The organism is Bittarella massiliensis (ex Durand et al. 2017) (genome assembly GCF_009876955.1).
In the GTDB taxonomy this organism is placed as follows: Bacteria; Bacillota; Clostridia; order Oscillospirales; family Ruminococcaceae; genus Bittarella; species Bittarella massiliensis.
In genome coordinates, this window is the sequence record NZ_WWVY01000019.1 from 1 (window position 1) to 14,754 (window position 14,754).

16 protein-coding genes are annotated in these 14,754 nt (G+C 65.0%); all 16 read left to right on the top strand.

All coding sequences use genetic code 11. The annotated features are described in order from the left end of the window. Window positions 1-276, top strand: a 276-nt coding sequence (locus GT748_RS13860; RefSeq protein WP_161222367.1) for a biotin/lipoyl-containing protein, incomplete at its 5' end; no start/stop codon positions are given. A 33-nt stretch (window positions 277-309) separates the two neighbouring features. Next, window positions 310-1,707, top strand: coding sequence for an oxaloacetate decarboxylase subunit alpha (locus GT748_RS13865; protein ID WP_021658590.1), 1,398 nt, complete (start codon window positions 310-312; stop codon window positions 1,705-1,707). Window positions 1,708-2,169: 462 nt separating this feature from the next. Further along, entirely contained in the window at window positions 2,170-2,766 is a 597-nt protein-coding gene (locus GT748_RS13870; RefSeq protein ID WP_021658592.1) for a TetR/AcrR family transcriptional regulator, read from the top strand. After that, window positions 2,753-3,613, top strand: coding sequence for an ABC transporter ATP-binding protein (locus tag GT748_RS13875; protein ID WP_021658593.1), 861 nt, complete (start codon window positions 2,753-2,755; stop codon window positions 3,611-3,613). The genes GT748_RS13870 and GT748_RS13875 overlap by 14 nt, the downstream gene beginning before the upstream one ends. Beyond that, window positions 3,610-4,311, top strand: a complete 702-nt coding sequence (locus GT748_RS13880; RefSeq protein ID WP_021658594.1) for a fluoroquinolone export ABC transporter permease subunit — start codon at window positions 3,610-3,612, stop codon at window positions 4,309-4,311. The genes GT748_RS13875 and GT748_RS13880 overlap by 4 nt, the downstream gene beginning before the upstream one ends. Continuing rightward, the gene (locus GT748_RS13885; RefSeq protein WP_021658595.1) at window positions 4,308-5,015 is read left to right on the top strand and encodes a hypothetical protein; all 708 of its coding nucleotides are present in this window, start codon (window positions 4,308-4,310) and stop codon (window positions 5,013-5,015) included. The genes GT748_RS13880 and GT748_RS13885 overlap by 4 nt, the downstream gene beginning before the upstream one ends. A 1,089-nt stretch (window positions 5,016-6,104) precedes the next feature. Then, complete coding sequence (locus GT748_RS13890; protein WP_021658598.1) at window positions 6,105-6,983, top strand: YicC/YloC family endoribonuclease; 879 nt, start codon at window positions 6,105-6,107, stop codon at window positions 6,981-6,983. A gap of 21 nt (window positions 6,984-7,004) precedes the next feature. Beyond that, window positions 7,005-7,277 (top strand): extracellular matrix/biofilm regulator RemA, encoded by a 273-nt coding sequence (remA, locus tag GT748_RS13895; RefSeq protein ID WP_044992062.1) that lies wholly within the window; start codon window positions 7,005-7,007, stop codon window positions 7,275-7,277. Next, a complete protein-coding gene (gene gmk, locus GT748_RS13900; RefSeq protein WP_044992063.1) occupies window positions 7,270-7,878 on the top strand; it encodes a guanylate kinase in 609 nt (202 codons plus the stop codon). Before remA ends, gmk begins: the two co-directional genes overlap by 8 nt. Beyond that, window positions 7,872-8,075, top strand: coding sequence for a DNA-directed RNA polymerase subunit omega (locus GT748_RS13905; RefSeq protein WP_021658601.1), 204 nt, complete (start codon window positions 7,872-7,874; stop codon window positions 8,073-8,075). The genes gmk and GT748_RS13905 overlap by 7 nt, the downstream gene beginning before the upstream one ends. 45 nt (window positions 8,076-8,120) lie before the next feature. Then, window positions 8,121-9,338, top strand: coding sequence for a bifunctional phosphopantothenoylcysteine decarboxylase/phosphopantothenate--cysteine ligase CoaBC (gene coaBC, locus GT748_RS13910; protein WP_044992064.1), 1,218 nt, complete (start codon window positions 8,121-8,123; stop codon window positions 9,336-9,338). Between the two features lie 104 nt (window positions 9,339-9,442). Next, entirely contained in the window at window positions 9,443-11,878 is a 2,436-nt protein-coding gene (priA, locus tag GT748_RS13915) for a replication restart helicase PriA (protein ID WP_161222368.1), read from the top strand. An 87-nt stretch (window positions 11,879-11,965) separates the two neighbouring features. Further along, window positions 11,966-12,469, top strand: a complete 504-nt coding sequence (gene def / locus GT748_RS13920; protein WP_021658604.1) for a peptide deformylase — start codon at window positions 11,966-11,968, stop codon at window positions 12,467-12,469. 28 nt (window positions 12,470-12,497) lie between these two features. After that, window positions 12,498-13,424, top strand: coding sequence for a methionyl-tRNA formyltransferase (gene fmt, locus GT748_RS13925; protein ID WP_021658605.1), 927 nt, complete (start codon window positions 12,498-12,500; stop codon window positions 13,422-13,424). A 50-nt stretch (window positions 13,425-13,474) separates the two neighbouring features. Continuing rightward, entirely contained in the window at window positions 13,475-14,170 is a 696-nt protein-coding gene (locus tag GT748_RS13930; protein WP_021658606.1) for a zinc metallopeptidase, read from the top strand. After that, a partial coding sequence (locus GT748_RS13935; protein ID WP_279286108.1) for a transcription antitermination factor NusB occupies window positions 14,163-14,754 on the top strand: 592 nt, incomplete at its 3' end. The genes GT748_RS13930 and GT748_RS13935, both read left to right, overlap by 8 nt.

The window sequence follows — 14,754 nt, forward strand, 5'->3', positions numbered from 1 at the left end:
GCCCCTGCTCCGGCCCCTGCCGCCGCACCGGCCCCCGCTGCCGCCCCCGCCGGTGCCGCCGGCGCCGTGAAGATCGAGGCCCCCATGCCCGGCACCATCCTCGACATCAAGGTCGCCGCCGGCGACGCCGTCAAGAAGGGCGACGTCCTGGCCATCCTGGAAGCCATGAAGATGGAGAACGAGATCATGTGCCCGCAGGACGGCACCGTCGCCTCCATCAACGTGCAGAAGGGCGACTCGGTCAACTCCAACGATTTGATTATGACCCTCCAGTAAAGCATACCTGGAAGGAGAAAGAGGTACTGGTTTATGGCTAAGATTGGAATTACAGAAACCGTATTGCGCGACGCACACCAGTCCCTGTTTGCCACCCGGATGACCATGGACGACATGTTGCCAATTTTGGGCGAGATGGACAAAGTGGGCTACCATTCGGTGGAAGCTTGGGGCGGCGCCACCTTCGACGCCTGCATCCGCTTTTTGGACGAAGACCCCTGGGACAGACTGCGCACCATTAAAAAACACATGCCCAACACCCCCATCCAGATGCTCTACCGGGGGCAGAACTGCCTGGGCTACCGCCACTACGCCGATGACGTGGTGGAGTACTTCGTCGAGAAGTCGGTGGCCAACGGCATCGACGTCATCCGCATCTTTGACGCCCTCAACGACATCCGCAACCTGCAGGCGTCCATCCGCGCCACCAAGCGTCAGAACGCCCACCTGCAGGCCTGCATCTCCTACACCACCTCCCCGGTGCACAACATCCCCTACTTTGTGCAGTACGCCAAGGAGCTGGAGAACGAGGGCGCCGACTCCATCTGCATCAAGGACATGGCGGGCCTGTTGACCCCCTACACCGTCTACGACCTGGTGAAGGCCCTGAAGGAGAACGTGAAGATCCCCATTCAGCTGCACTCCCACTACACCTCCGGCCTGGCCTCCATGGTGCTGCTCAAGGGCATCGAGGCGGGCGCCGACGTGATCGACACCGCCATCTCCCCCCTGGCGCTGGGCACCTCTCACGCCCCCACCGAGTCGATGGTGGCCGCCCTGGCCGGGACCGAGTACGACACCGGTCTGGACCTGAACCAGCTCAACAAGGTGCGGGAGTACTTTGCCAAGATCCGCACCAAGTACATCGAAAACGGGATGATCTCGCCCAAGGTCCTGGGCGTGGACGCCAACACCCTGCTCTACCAGGTGCCCGGCGGCATGATCTCCAACCTCATCAGCCAACTGAAACAGGCCGGCAAAGAGGACAAGTTTGAAGAGGTGCTGCAGGAGATCCCCCGCGTCCGCAAAGACGCCGGCTATCCCCCGCTGGTCACCCCCACCTCGCAGATCGTCGGCACCCAGGCGGTGTTCAACGTCATCGGCGGGGAGCGCTACAAGATGGTCACCAAGGAGTTCAAGGGCCTGGTGCGCGGCGAATACGGCCGCACCCCGGTGGAGATCGAGCCCGATTTCGTCAAGAAGATCATCGGCGACGACGAGCGGATCACCTGCCGCCCCGCCGACCTGATCGAGCCCGAGCTGGATAAGCTGCGGGCCGAGTGCGCCGACTACATGCAGCAGGAAGAGGACGTGCTGACCTACGCCCAGTTCGGCCAGGTCGCGGTCAAGTTCTTCGAGAACCGCCGCAACAAACAGCTGCACATCGACGGCGAGCACGTGGACACCCAGAACAAGGTCCACCCCCTGTAAGCAGAGCGCGCAAAGGGCGCTGCCCTTGCCGTCGATCGGTATGAAAGACAGCCGGAAGGTAACAAGCCTTCCGACTGTCTTTTTTTGCCGTTTTTGCGCCCCGGATCCCCGACTCTGCCGGGGGTGTCAAATTGCTCCCACAAAAGACTTCCCCAAAGGAGGGGGCTCAGAAGGCGCAAAAAGAAGGGCAGGCTCTGGGGCTGAGAGGTGTCCTCGATTGCCGGTTTGGCGGTGGCGTGGGTGTTATGAAAAGATATTCGATGCCCCCGAGGGGCTGGGCCCAGATAAGGCCCTTTTGGGATCGGTGCGGATCGCCCGTTTCAGCGGTGATTTTGCCTGGAAGGGGAGGATCTGCAATGCAAGGGGAGTGGAGGGGACGGCCCTTGACAGGCGGAGAGGCGAAGTGGTACAATCTATATGGCTAAAAGAAAAAATATAGTCATATAGATTGGAGGACGGCCCATGCCCAGATTCAGCGCCGGGGAAAGGGAGATCATCCGGCAGAGATTGATGCGAGAAGGGGAGCGGCTATTTGCCGCGTTCGGGGTGAAAAAGGTCACCGTCGACGAGATCGTGCGGGCCACCGGCATTGCCAAGGGCACCTTTTACACCTTTTATCCCAGCAAGGAACACCTGTATCTGGACATTGCGGGGAACCTGCAACTTCAGATGTGGCGCGATATGGACGCGTTTTTAAAGGAACACCGCGCCCTGCCGCCGAGGGCGCTCTGCAAGGGGTGCTTCCTCTGGATGTTTGACGAGTTGCAGCGCTATCCCATGCTCAGGCAGGCCGACGGGGAGACCGCCGACTACCTCTACCGCAAGCTGCCCCCGGAGGCGATCGAGGCGCACACCCAGGACGACAGGCGGGAGCTGGCCAGGTTGGAGGAATTCGGCATCCGCTTTGCCTGCGGGCCGGAGATCGCCACCAAGGCCCTGCAGACCCTGGCCGTCGCCTTTCTCAATTTGCAGCAGGAGGGGGCGGACAGCAGGCAGGCCGTGATGGAAATCATTCTGGACGGCGTATTGAAGGAGTTGATCGTCGATGAGGACCATTGAGGTGGAAAACCTCTCGTTTCGATACCCGTCCGCCAAGGGGGACACCATCCGCGAAATCGATTTTTCCGTAGAGCAGGGGGAGGTGTTCGGCTTTCTCGGCCCGTCCGGGGCGGGCAAGAGCACCCTGCAAAAGATCTTGACGGGGACCCTCCGGGAATACCGGGGGAGCGTCCGCGTTTTCGGGATCGAGATGAAGCGGCGGCGGAGCGACTACTACCAGCACATCGGCGTGGACTTTGAGTTCCCCAACTTTTACGGCAAATTCACCGCGCGCGAGAATTTGCGGTATTTCGCCTCCCTCTACGCCGGCGAGACGGCCGACCCGATGGCGCTTTTAGAGCGGGTGGGCCTGCACCGCGACGCGGACAAGCGGGTCGACAGCTTTTCCAAGGGGATGAAGATGCGCCTCGGCTTTGTGCGCGCGCTGCTGCACGACCCCGCCCTGCTCTTCCTCGACGAGCCGACCAGCGGTCTGGACCCGGCGAATGCGAGGGTGTTGAAGGGGATGATACGGGAGGAGAGGGAGCGGGGGAAGACCGTCATCCTCACCACCCACAACATGCACGACGCGCAGGAGCTCTGCGACCGGGTCGCCTTTATCGCTGACGGCTCTGTGCGGGCCCTTGACACCCCCTGTGCACTGCGCAGGGGAGATGGGGCGACAGAGGTGGAGTACCGTTTTCGGGACGGTGAAGGGGAGGGGAGGGGCAGTTGCGCTCTGGCCGAACTGGGCGCCTCGCCGGCGTTTCGGGCCGCACTGCAGCGGGACGACCTGACGAGCATCCACTCCAAGGAGCGGACGCTGGAGGACGTGTTCATTGCGCTGACCGGAAAGGGGCTGCGATGAGATTTTTAAGTGCCCTGAAAAATGACATCCGCTTTCAGGCAAAATACGGGTTTTATTTTCTCTATGCCTTTTTCAGCGCCGTCTATATCGGCGTGCTGGCGATGGTGCCCCCGGCGTATCGAGACGCGGTCGCCGCCCTCGTCATCCTGACCGACCCCGCCATGCTGGGCATCTTCTTCATCGGCGGGATCTGGCTGTTAGAGCGGGGGGAGGGACTTCACCGCTTTTGGTGCGTTTCCCCTCTCCGCCCGGTGGAGTACATCCTCTCCAAGGCCGTCTCCCTGGCGGTTTTGTCAACGGTGTCGGCCGACCTCATTGCCCTTGTCTCCCTGGGGAGAGGGGTCCACCTGGCGGGTCTCTCCCTGGGGGTGTTTGCCGGGGCGGTGGTGCTCAACCTCATCGGGCTGACGGTCGCCTCCCGCGCCCGCTCTGTCAACCACTATCTGACGGTGGTTATCCTCCCCCTGACCGCCCTGACAGCCCCGCCCGTTTTGACGGCCTTCGGGTTCTCCCACCCGCTCTTGGAGATGGTTCCGAGCACGGCCCTCTGGCGCGCGATCGCCGGTTCCATCGGCTTGGCGCAGGGGGCGGGCGGCTGGCTGTGGGGGGTGCTCGCCCTCTGGTTTGGGCTGGCGCTGGTCTGGGCCGACAGGCGCGTCGGGGCCGCTCTGCGGGCAGAAGGGGGAGAGGGCAGATGAGAAACACGGGAAAACTCTTTGCCGCCGGCCTGCGGCAGATAGCGAGGGACGGGATGCTGCTGGTCCTGGTCCCAGCGCCCCTTTTTGCCGGGCTGTTCTTTCGCTTTGCCATCCCCCTGATCGACCGCGCGCTGACGGAGCGGTTTTCCTTCTCCATCGCTGCGTGGTACGGCCTGGCCGACGGCATGCTCATCTGCCTCGCGCCCATGTTTGTGGCCATCATCTCGGCATTTTTGATCCTGGAGGAGCGGGACGAGGGCCTGGGGGCTTTCTACCAAATCACCCCCTCGGCGGGGTATCCCTACCTGCTGGCGCGCATCGGCATTTCGATGGGGTGGGCGCTGGGGGTCACCCTGCTGGTGGCCCTGGCCTGCAAGCTCTCGCCCCTGTCCTTTCAAACCGTTCTCCAAAGTGCGATCGTCAGCAGCCTGACCGGCATTTTTTTGGCGATGATGGTGGTCTCGTTGGCCGGAAATCGGGTGGAGGGACTGGCCGTCTCAAAGCTGACGGGGATCAGCTTTGCCGGCCTCATCCTGCTGTGGTTTGTCCCGGCCCCCCACCACTATTGGCTGGCGTTCCTCCCCTCTTTTTGGATCGGCAAACTGGTGATGGAGGGCGCAGATCCCCTCTCGTTTGCCCTGGGGATCCTCACCTGCCTGCTGTGGATCGCCCTCTTCACAAGACGGTTTTTGAGGAGGGTGTAAGCCGCCCCTCCCCGTCCCGTGGTCGGGAGTGGCGCAGGGAGGGTTTCCTTGCCACTGCCCGTAATCCCCATCTCCTCCCACCCGGCGGCAAATCGGCCCGGGTGCTGGACAGGGGGAAGGTCGACCGGCAAAGCCCTGCTGAGAAAGGGCAGTCTGTAGGTTCACTCGGCTGCACACAAGCCTCTCTCCGTACCTGACTGGCGCCCCGAGGTGCCAGCCGATACACCAGCGCGTTGGAGGGGGAGGCCGTCTTGCCCCGCACCCGCTGTTCGAGGCGGCGGAGACGTTTTCTCGCGCCGCTTATAAACCCAGCATTCTTCCACCCAACGACAAACCGGCCCGGGTGCTGGGCAGGGGAAAGGCCGACCGGCAAAATCCTGCTGAGAAAGAGCGGTCTGCAGGTTTGACCCGGCACGTGCAAGCCTCCCTTCTGCACTTGGCCAGTGTACTGAGATGCCAGCAGTGGTGGTGGGTGTAAACCGTCTTGCTCCGTCCTCACTGTCTAAGTCGGTTACAGGGAGCGTTTCCTTGCGCCGCCTGTGAACCCTATCTCCTCCCGTCCGGCAGCAAACCGGCCCGGGTGCTGGGCAGGGAGACCGATCGGCAAAACCCTGCTGAAAAAGGGCGGTCTGCGGGTTTGCCCCGCCGCGTGCAAGTCCCTCTCTGCCCCCCGCTCAGCGCCCCAGAGCGCCGCCAAGTGGCGTTGTCTCCCCCTTTCCTTGTCGGCCGCCCGCGGGCGGCCATTCCTTTTTTGTGGAGAGTCCCGTCCACAGGAGAGTGGCAGGGCGGTGGAGGGGGAAAACAAATTTGCGAGAAAACTGCAGATTGGCGGAGAAAACGGCCCAAAATAGAAGGGGTGCGGTTGACAGTGACCGCCCCAAAATAGTAAAATAGATAAAAATAGGGGCGGCCCAAATGAGAGCCGGACGCCCCCGCCCGCCAGGGGACAGGAGTCCCCGGCGGCGCGCCACAAAACCGCCCCTTTTAGGGGCAGCGATAGGGAGTAAAACAGGCGCCTGCGGGCCGCCGCCAGGCGGAGCCACGCGGGCTGTTTTGTGCCGATGAAACAATGAGAAGAGGGGCGAATGGATGGTTCGGAGCATGACCGGGTACGGCCGCAGCCAGCAGCAGCTGGGCGGCTACGACATCCTGCTGGAAATCAGGAGCGTCAACCACCGCTACTTTGAGTTCTCCTGCAAGACGCCGCGGATGTACGGCTATCTGGAGGACAGGCTGAAGGCCTTTGTGCAGGAGCGGGTCTCCCGCGGCAAAATTCAGGTCAACCTCTACCTGCAGCGGCTCGACGGGGGGGACGAGGTCATCGCCGTCAACCGGGCGGTGGCCCAGGGCTATTTGCAGGCCCTGCGGGAGGTGCGCGCCGAGCTGGATGTGGACGATGACATCGCCCTCTCCGACATCGCCCGTCTGCCCGATGTCTTTGCCGTCCGCCGCGCGCAGGAGGACCCCGAGGCCGTCTGGTCCCTGGTCGCCCAGGTGGCCGAGGCCGCGGTGGACGAGTTTCTCGCCATGCGGGCCGCCGAGGGGGAGCGGATGAAGGACGACATCCTCGCCCGCGCCCAGGCGGTGCTCGGCTATGTGGCCAAAATCGAGGCCGCTGCCCCCCAGACGGTGAGCGCCTACCGGGACAGGCTCTACGCCAAGTTGCAGGAGCTGCTGGGCGACCGCCAGATCGACGAGGGGCGGCTGCTCACCGAGGCGGCCCTCTTTGCCGACAAGGTGGCCACCGACGAGGAGACGGTGCGGCTGCGCAGCCACGTGGCCTCGCTGGAAGAGATCCTGGCCGGGGGCGAGGCGGTGGGCCGCAAGCTGGATTTCCTGGTGCAGGAGTTCAACCGCGAGGCCAACACCATCGGCTCCAAGTGCTCCGACGTGGCCATCAGCAAGCTGGTGGTGGAGATGAAGTCGGAGATCGAGAAGATGCGCGAACAGGTGCAGAATATTGAGTAAGCGGCCCCAGGCCGGAAAGGAATCGCTATGAAACTGATCAACATCGGCTTTGGCAACATGGTGTCGGCCAACCGGCTCATCGCCATTGTCAGCCCGGAGAGCGCCCCCATCAAGCGGATCATCCAGGACGCCCGGGACAAGGGCCTGCTCATCGACGCCACCTACGGGCGGCGGACGAGGGCGGTCATCGTCACCGACAGCGACCACGTCATCCTCTCGGCCGTGCAGCCCGAGACCATCGGCAACCGGCTGGACAAGGGGGAGGACCTGCTGGAGGAGGATGAAGATGAATAATCGCGGGATCCTGTTTGTCCTCTCCGGCCCCTCGGGCAGCGGCAAGGGCACGGCCATCAAAGAGCTGATGGGCCGCCGCCCGCTGAAACTGTCGGTCTCGGCCACCACCCGCGCCCCCCGCCCCGGCGAGGTGGACGGGGTGCAGTACTACTTCTTGAGCAAAGAGGAGTTCGAGCGGCGGATCGCCGACGGCGAGATGCTGGAATATGTCAACTACTGCGGCAACTACTACGGCACCCCCAAGGCGCCGGTGGAGGAGAGCCTGGCCACCGGCCAGGACGTGCTGCTGGAAATCGAGGTCACCGGGGCCAAAAACATCCGCACCCTGGCGCCCGAGGCGACGCTGCTCTTCGTCATCCCCCCCAGCATGAAGGAGCTGCGCCGCCGGCTGGAGGGCCGCGGAACCGAGGACGCCGCCACCATCGAGCGGCGGCTGTCGGTGGCCAAAGAGGAATTGCGGCAGTACGGCCTGTACGACTACGTGGTGCTCAACGACACCGTCGAGAGCTGCGCCGACCAAATCGAGACCATTATGGAAGCGCAGAAGCGCGCCTCCCGCTACATGGGACAAATTATGGAAAGAGTGATGGAAGAATGTTAAGACCCGCACTGAGTGAACTGCTGAAACCCAACCAGAGCTATTACATGCTGGTGGTGGCCGTGGCCAAGCGCGCCCGGGAGATCGTGGAGGAGGCCGCCGAGGAGGAGCGCATCCTGGTGGAAAAGCCGGTGAAGCTGGCGGTGATGGAGTTTGCCAACAATGTCTGCTCCATCCGGGACGACGGCAGAAACGACTGACAGGCGCCCCCGCACAGCGGGCGGCGCGCGCAGGAGGGATGAATGATGGACCTGACCGGCAAGAAGATTTTACTGGGGATCACCGGCGGCATCGCCGCCTACAAGATGGCCAACGTGGCCTCGGCCCTCACCAAGGAGGGGGCTGAGGTCCACGTCCTCATGAGCGAGAACGCCACCCAGTTCATCACCCCCCTCACCTTTGAGACCCTCACCCGGCGCAAGGCCTATGTCGACACCTTCGACCGGGTCTTTTCCTGGGATGTCAAGCACATCTCCCTCACCGAGGGGGCCGACCTCTTCGCCGTGGCCCCGGCCACCGCCAACTTCATCGCCAAGGCGGCCTGCGGCCTGGCCGACGACATGCTCACCACCACCTTTTTGGCCGCCACCTGCCCCAAGCTGGTGGCCCCGGCCATGAACGTGAACATGTACGAAAACCCCGCCACCCAGCAAAACATCGAGACCCTGCGCCGGCGGGGGATGCTGATCGTCGAGCCGGACAGCGGCTACCTGGCCTGCGGGGTCACCGCCAAGGGGCGGCTGCCCGAGCCCCCGGCCCTGGTGGAGGCCATCCACCGCATCCTCTTCCCCCCCAAGCGGGATCTGGAGGGGGTGCGGCTGCTGGTGACCGCCGGCCCCACCCGGGAGTATTTGGACCCGGTGCGCTTTCTCAGCAACCGCTCCACCGGGAAGATGGGCTATGCCATCGCCGCCGCGGCCCAGCGCCGGGGGGCGGTGGTGACCCTGGTCACCGGCAAGGTGTCCCTGGCTCCCCCCGAGGGGGTGGAGACGGTCCCCGTCGAGTCGGCGGAGGAGATGTACCGGGCGGTGATGGACCGGCTGGACGGGCAGGACATGGTGGTCAAGGCGGCGGCGGTGGCCGACTTCACCCCGGCCCAGACGGCGGAGGACAAGCTGAAAAAGGACCAGTTGGACGGCCGCATCGAACTGGTGCGCACCAAGGACATCCTGGCGGCGGTGGGGGAGTGCGCCCGCCCCGACCAGGTGATCTGCGGCTTCTCGATGGAGACGAGGGATCTGGTGGAGAATTCGTCCAAGAAACTCGCCTCCAAGCGCGCCGACATGATCGTGGCCAACAACCTCAAGCAGCCCGGCGCCGGGTTCGAGGTGGACACCAACGTGGCGACCCTCCTCACCAAAGAGGGGGCGGAGGAGTTGCCCTTACTGCAAAAGGGGGAGTTGGCCGACCGGCTGCTGGACCGGCTGCTCGCTCTCTGGCAGGCCAAGCGGGGCGAGCACTAGAGCTGTGTGGGGGCGCGGCGGACCGGCTTTGGAACCCGCGGCCGCGGGCGGCCGGCGCGCCTGTCCCCGAGATGGAAAATAGAAGAGAGGAGGCGGCTTTGTCTGTGCCCGAAACGGTTGCGAAAATAGCGGTGGACAATGCCGCCTTTTACTTTGACAAGCCCTTTAGCTATAAGATCCCCCCCGCCCTGCGGGAGGAGGTCGCCCCTGGAGCGCGGGTCACCGTCCCCTTTGGGCGGGGGAACAAGCGCCGCAGCGGCCTGGTGTTGGAATTCTGCCAGGAGGAGGACACCTCCCGCTGCAAGGAGATCGCCAGCGTCTACGACCGGGAACTCTGCGAGAATGAAGAGCTCTTCAAGCTGGTTTTCTACCTGCGGGAGACCACCTTCTGCACCTACTACGACGCGGCCAAGGCCATCCTCCCGGCGGGGGTGGGGATCACCATCAAGGAGTATTTCCTCCTGCGCGAGGAGCTGCTGCCCCCCGCCCTCACCCCCCGGCAGCAGTCGGCGGTGGAGGCCCTGCGCGCCCGCCGGGGGCGGCTCCTCTGCGCCGATTTGCTGGCGGCGGCCGGCGGGAAGCCGGACGCCAGGGAACTGCGGGAGCTGCTGGAGTGCGGCGCCCTGGAGCGGGACTACCAGAACCGCCGCCGCTACGGCGGGGACCAGATCACGTGGGCCAAGGCCATTCCCTTTACAGGTAAGCTGACCCCCAAGCAGAAGGCGGTCTACGACTGGCTCTGCACCAGGGAGGAGGGGGCCACCTTGAAAGAGCTGCTCTACCAGACCGGGGTGGGGCGGACGGTGGTGGACAACCTGAAAAAGAAGGGGGCCCTGGCCCTCTTTGAGCAGGAGAGCTACCGCGAGGTCTTCGACGTGGCCGGGCGGGAGGACCCGGGCGGAGTGGTGTTGACCCCGGCCCAGGCGGCGGTCTACGACCCCCTGTCGGCGGCCATGGCGAAACGGGCCTACGGCTGCTCGCTCCTCTACGGGGTCACCGGCTCGGGCAAGACCCTGGTCTTTATCAAGCTGATCGAAAACGCCCTGCGCCTGGGCAAACAGGCAATTTTGCTGGTGCCGGAAATCGCCCTCACCCCCCAGGTCATCACCCGCTTCAAGACCCTCTTCGGGGAGCGGGTGGCGGTCCTACACAGCGGCCTCTCGGTGGGGGAGCGGGCCAGCGAGTACCGGCGGATCAAGGAGGGAAAGGCCGACATCGTCATCGGCACCCGCTCGGCAGTCTTCGCCCCCCTGCGAAACATCGGCATCATCATCCTGGACGAGGAGCAGGAGGGGAGTTACCACTCCGACTCCTCCCCCAAGTATCACGCCCGGGACGTGGCCCGCTTTCGCGCCAAATACCACGCCGCGCAGTTGGTGCTGGCCTCCGCCACCCCCAGCGTGCTGACCTTTAGCGCCGCCAAGCGGGGGGAGATCGCCCTCTACCAACTGCCGGAGCGGTACTCCGGCAACGCCCTGCCCCAGGTGGAGCTGGTGGACATGAAGGCGGAGCTGGCCTCGGGCAACACCTTTGAGATCTCCCGCCCCCTGGCCCGGCAGATCCAACTGGCCGTGGGCGCGGGACACCAGGTGATCTTGCTCATCAACCGCCGGGGGTACAACACCACCGCCGTCTGTTCGAGCTGTGGGGCGGTGGCCCGCTGCAAGCACTGCGACATCCCCCTGACCTACCACCGGCAAAACGGGCGGCTGGTCTGCCACTACTGCGGCTACTCGGTGGAGCTGACCGGCCGCTGCGACAACTGCGGCGACAGCCACCTGCGGCTGTTGGGGGCCGGCACCCAGAAGGTGGAGGACCAGTTGGAACTCCTCTTCCCCGAGGCGCGCATCCTGCGCATGGACACCGACACCACCGTCAGCAAGGACTCCCACCGCGCCTTTTTACAGGCCTTTGCCGGGGGGGAGTACGACATCCTGGTGGGCACCCAGATGGTGGCCAAGGGGCTGGACTTCCCCAACGTCACCCTGGTGGGGGTGCTGGGGATCGATCACGTGCTGGGCGGCCAGAGCTACCGCAGCTTTGAGCGCTGCTTCTCCCTGGTGACCCAGGTGGTGGGCCGGGGCGGCCGGGGCGCCCAGTCGGGGCGGGCGGTCATCCAGACCTTCGACCCCCAAAACCGGGTGCTGGGCCTGGCCTCCCGCCAGGACTACGACGCCTTTTTTGCCGAGGAGATGCAGGCCCGCAAGTACCTGCTCTACCCGCCCTTTTGCGACCTCTGCCTGATCGGCCTCACCGGGGCCAAGCGGGAGCGGTGCATCGAGGCGGGCCGGGCGCTGATGGAGATCTTGCAGCGGCTGGCCCAGGGCAACTACCGGGGAGTGCCCCTGCGGCTGATGGGCCCCACCCCCTTTTTGGTGGAGCGCGTCAGCGACAAGTACCGCTACAAGATCATCGTCAAGTGCAAGAACAACCGCACCTTCCGCGCCCTGCTGCGGGAGGCCATCGCCGCCCTGGCCCAGCAGGTTTCCCTGCGGGATGTGGCGGTGGGGGTAGATTTTCACCCCGACAATGAGATATAATAGACGCGATAAGGCAATTTTCGCCCGTTTGCCCCTTCGGGGCCGGGGCGTCCACAGACTGTGCGATAGAGAAGGAGCAGGTAGACCATGGCAATGCGCAACATCGTGACCAAGGAGCAGGAGCTTCTGCGAAAGAAGAGCCGCCCGGTGGAGAAGTTTGACGAGAAACTGGCCCAACTGGTGGAGGACATGATCGAGACCATGAACGAGGCCGACGGGGTCGGCCTGGCCGCCCCCCAGGTGGGGCTTCTGCGCCGGGTGGTGGTCATCGACGTGGGGGAGGGGCCGATGGAGCTCATCAACCCCGAGATCCTCTCCCGCGAGGGGGAGGAGGAGGCGGTGGAGGGCTGTCTCTCCTTCCCGGGGGAGTTCGGCTTTGTCACCCGCCCCTACAAGGTGAAAGTCCGCTACCAGGACCGCACCGGCCAGGTGCTGGAAAAGGAGGGGGAAGACCTCTTCGCCCGCTGCGTCTGCCACGAACTCGACCACCTGGACGGGGTGCTGTTTGTGGACAAGGCCAGCCAGATCCTCACCAAGGAAGAGCTGGCCGAACTCATCGCCCAGCAAGAAGGGGAGGAGGGGGAGCAGTAGCCCCCCTCCCGCGAAAGGCGGTTTGCAGATGGACATCGTATTTATGGGGACCCCCGACTTTGCCGAACAGAGTCTGCGGGCCCTGCTGGAACAGGGCTTGTCGGTCAAGGCCGTCTACACCCAGACCGACAAGCCGGTGGGCCGCAAGCGGGTGCTGACCCCGCCCCCGGTCAAGGTGCTGGCCCAGCGCCACGGCATCCCGGTCTACCAGCCCAAGAGCCTGCGCCGGCCCGAGGTGATAGAGGAGCTGCGCGCCCTGGCCCCCGACTTGATCGTGGTGGTGGCCTACGGCAAGATCCTCCCCAAGGAGGTCATCGACCTGCCCCCCCTGGGCTGCGTCAACGTCCACGGCTCCCTGCTGCCCCGCTACCGGGGGGCCGCCCCCATCCAGTGGGCGGTCATCAACGGGGAGAAGGAGACCGGCGTCACCACCATGTATATGGATGAAGGGGTGGACACCGGGGACATCATCCTCCAGTCCACCACCCCCATCGGCCCGGAGGAGACCTCCGGCGAGCTCTTTGACCGGCTGGCCGCCCAGGGGGCGGAGCTGCTGGTGGAGACCTTGCGCCTGGTGGAGCGGGGCGAGGCCCCCCGCCGGGCGCAGGAGGGGGAGTCCTGCTACGCCTCCATGCTCGACAAGGAGCTGGCCGAACTGGATTTCACCGCCCCCGCCCAGGCGGTGCACGACCGGGTGCGGGGTCTAAACCCCTGGCCGGTGGCCTATACTTTTTTCGGCGGCAAGAAGTGCAAGGTCTTTTCCTGTGAGGTGGTCCCCGGCCCCTTTGCGGCGCCCCCCGGCTGCGCGGTGGCCGACGGCTCCCTCTGTATCGCCTGCGGCGACGGCAGCGGGGTGCGGCTGAAAGAAGTCCTCTTGGAGGGCGGCAAGCGCACCACCGAGGCCGACTTTCTGCGCGGCCACCCGGTCAAGGCGGGGGACCGCTTCGCCGGCTGACCCGACCTTGCCCTCACCCTCATCCTTGCCCCGGGAAGGAGAATTTGCAGATGCCCTTTTTTCTAATCGACCGATATTACCTGTTGTTGGTGGTGCCCGCCCTCCTGGTGACCCTCTGGGCCCAGGTGCGGGTCAAGTCCACCTTTGCCAAGTACAGCCACGTCTTTTCCCGCCGGGGCTTTACCGGCAAGGACGCGGCCCTCTACATCCTGCGGCAAAACGGGGTGACAAACGTCTCGGTGAGCGAGACCGGCGGCCACCTCAGCGACCACTACGACCCCCGGGCGGGGGTGATCCGCCTCTCGGGGGAAGTCTACTCCGGCACCTCGGTGGCCTCCATCGGGGTGGCCGCCCACGAGGCGGGGCATGCCCTCCAACACGCCCAGGGGTATTTCCCCCTCACCCTGCGAAACGCCATCATCCCCATCACCAACATCGGTTCCACCCTCTCGGGGCCCCTCATCCTGCTGGGCTTCATCATGGGGATGGGGCCGCTGGTGGACGTGGGGATCCTGCTGTTTTCCCTGGTGGTGGTCTTTCAATTGGTGACCCTGCCGGTGGAGTTCAACGCCAGCCGCCGGGCCGTCGCCATCCTCGGCGACGCCGGGCTGCTGGAGGGGGAGGAGCTCACCGGCGCCAAGCGGGTGCTGAGTGCCGCCGCCCTCACCTATGTGGGCAGCCTGCTGGTCTCCCTGGCCAACCTGCTGCGATTGATCTTGCTTTTCGGACGGAGGAACAATGACTGACAGACAGACGAGTGAGCGGCTGGTGGCCGCCAAGGCCCTCTGCCGGGTGGAGACCGGCGGCTACGCCGGGGCGGTGCTGGATCAGGCCCTGGAGCAGAGCGGGCTGGAACCCCGGCAGCGGGCCCTGGCCACCCGGCTGGTCTACGGGGTCACCAGCTGCAAATACCGGCTGGACGAGGCCGTCGACCGGCTCTGCGGGGGGCGGCCCCTCTCGGTGCAGGTGCGCACCATCCTCCGCCTGGGGCTCTACCAGTTGTCCTTCTGCGACGGCATCCCCGCCAGCGCCGCCGTCAACGAGACGGTGAAGCTGGCCGGCCCCCTGCGCCAGATCGGGGCCACCGGGCTCTGCAACGCCGTGCTGCGCCGCTTCCTGCGGGAGGGGAAACCCCTCTACGAGGGGGAGGACCTGTCGGTGCGCTATTCGGTGGAACCCTGGATCGCAAAGCTCTGGCAAAAGCGCTACGGCGGCGACACCTGCCGCGCCCTGCTGGAGGCCTTTGCGGGCGAGTTTCCCACCTTTGTGCGGGTCAACACCCAAAAGACCACCGCCCCGGCCCTGCTGGCCCGCTGGCGGGCGGCGGGGA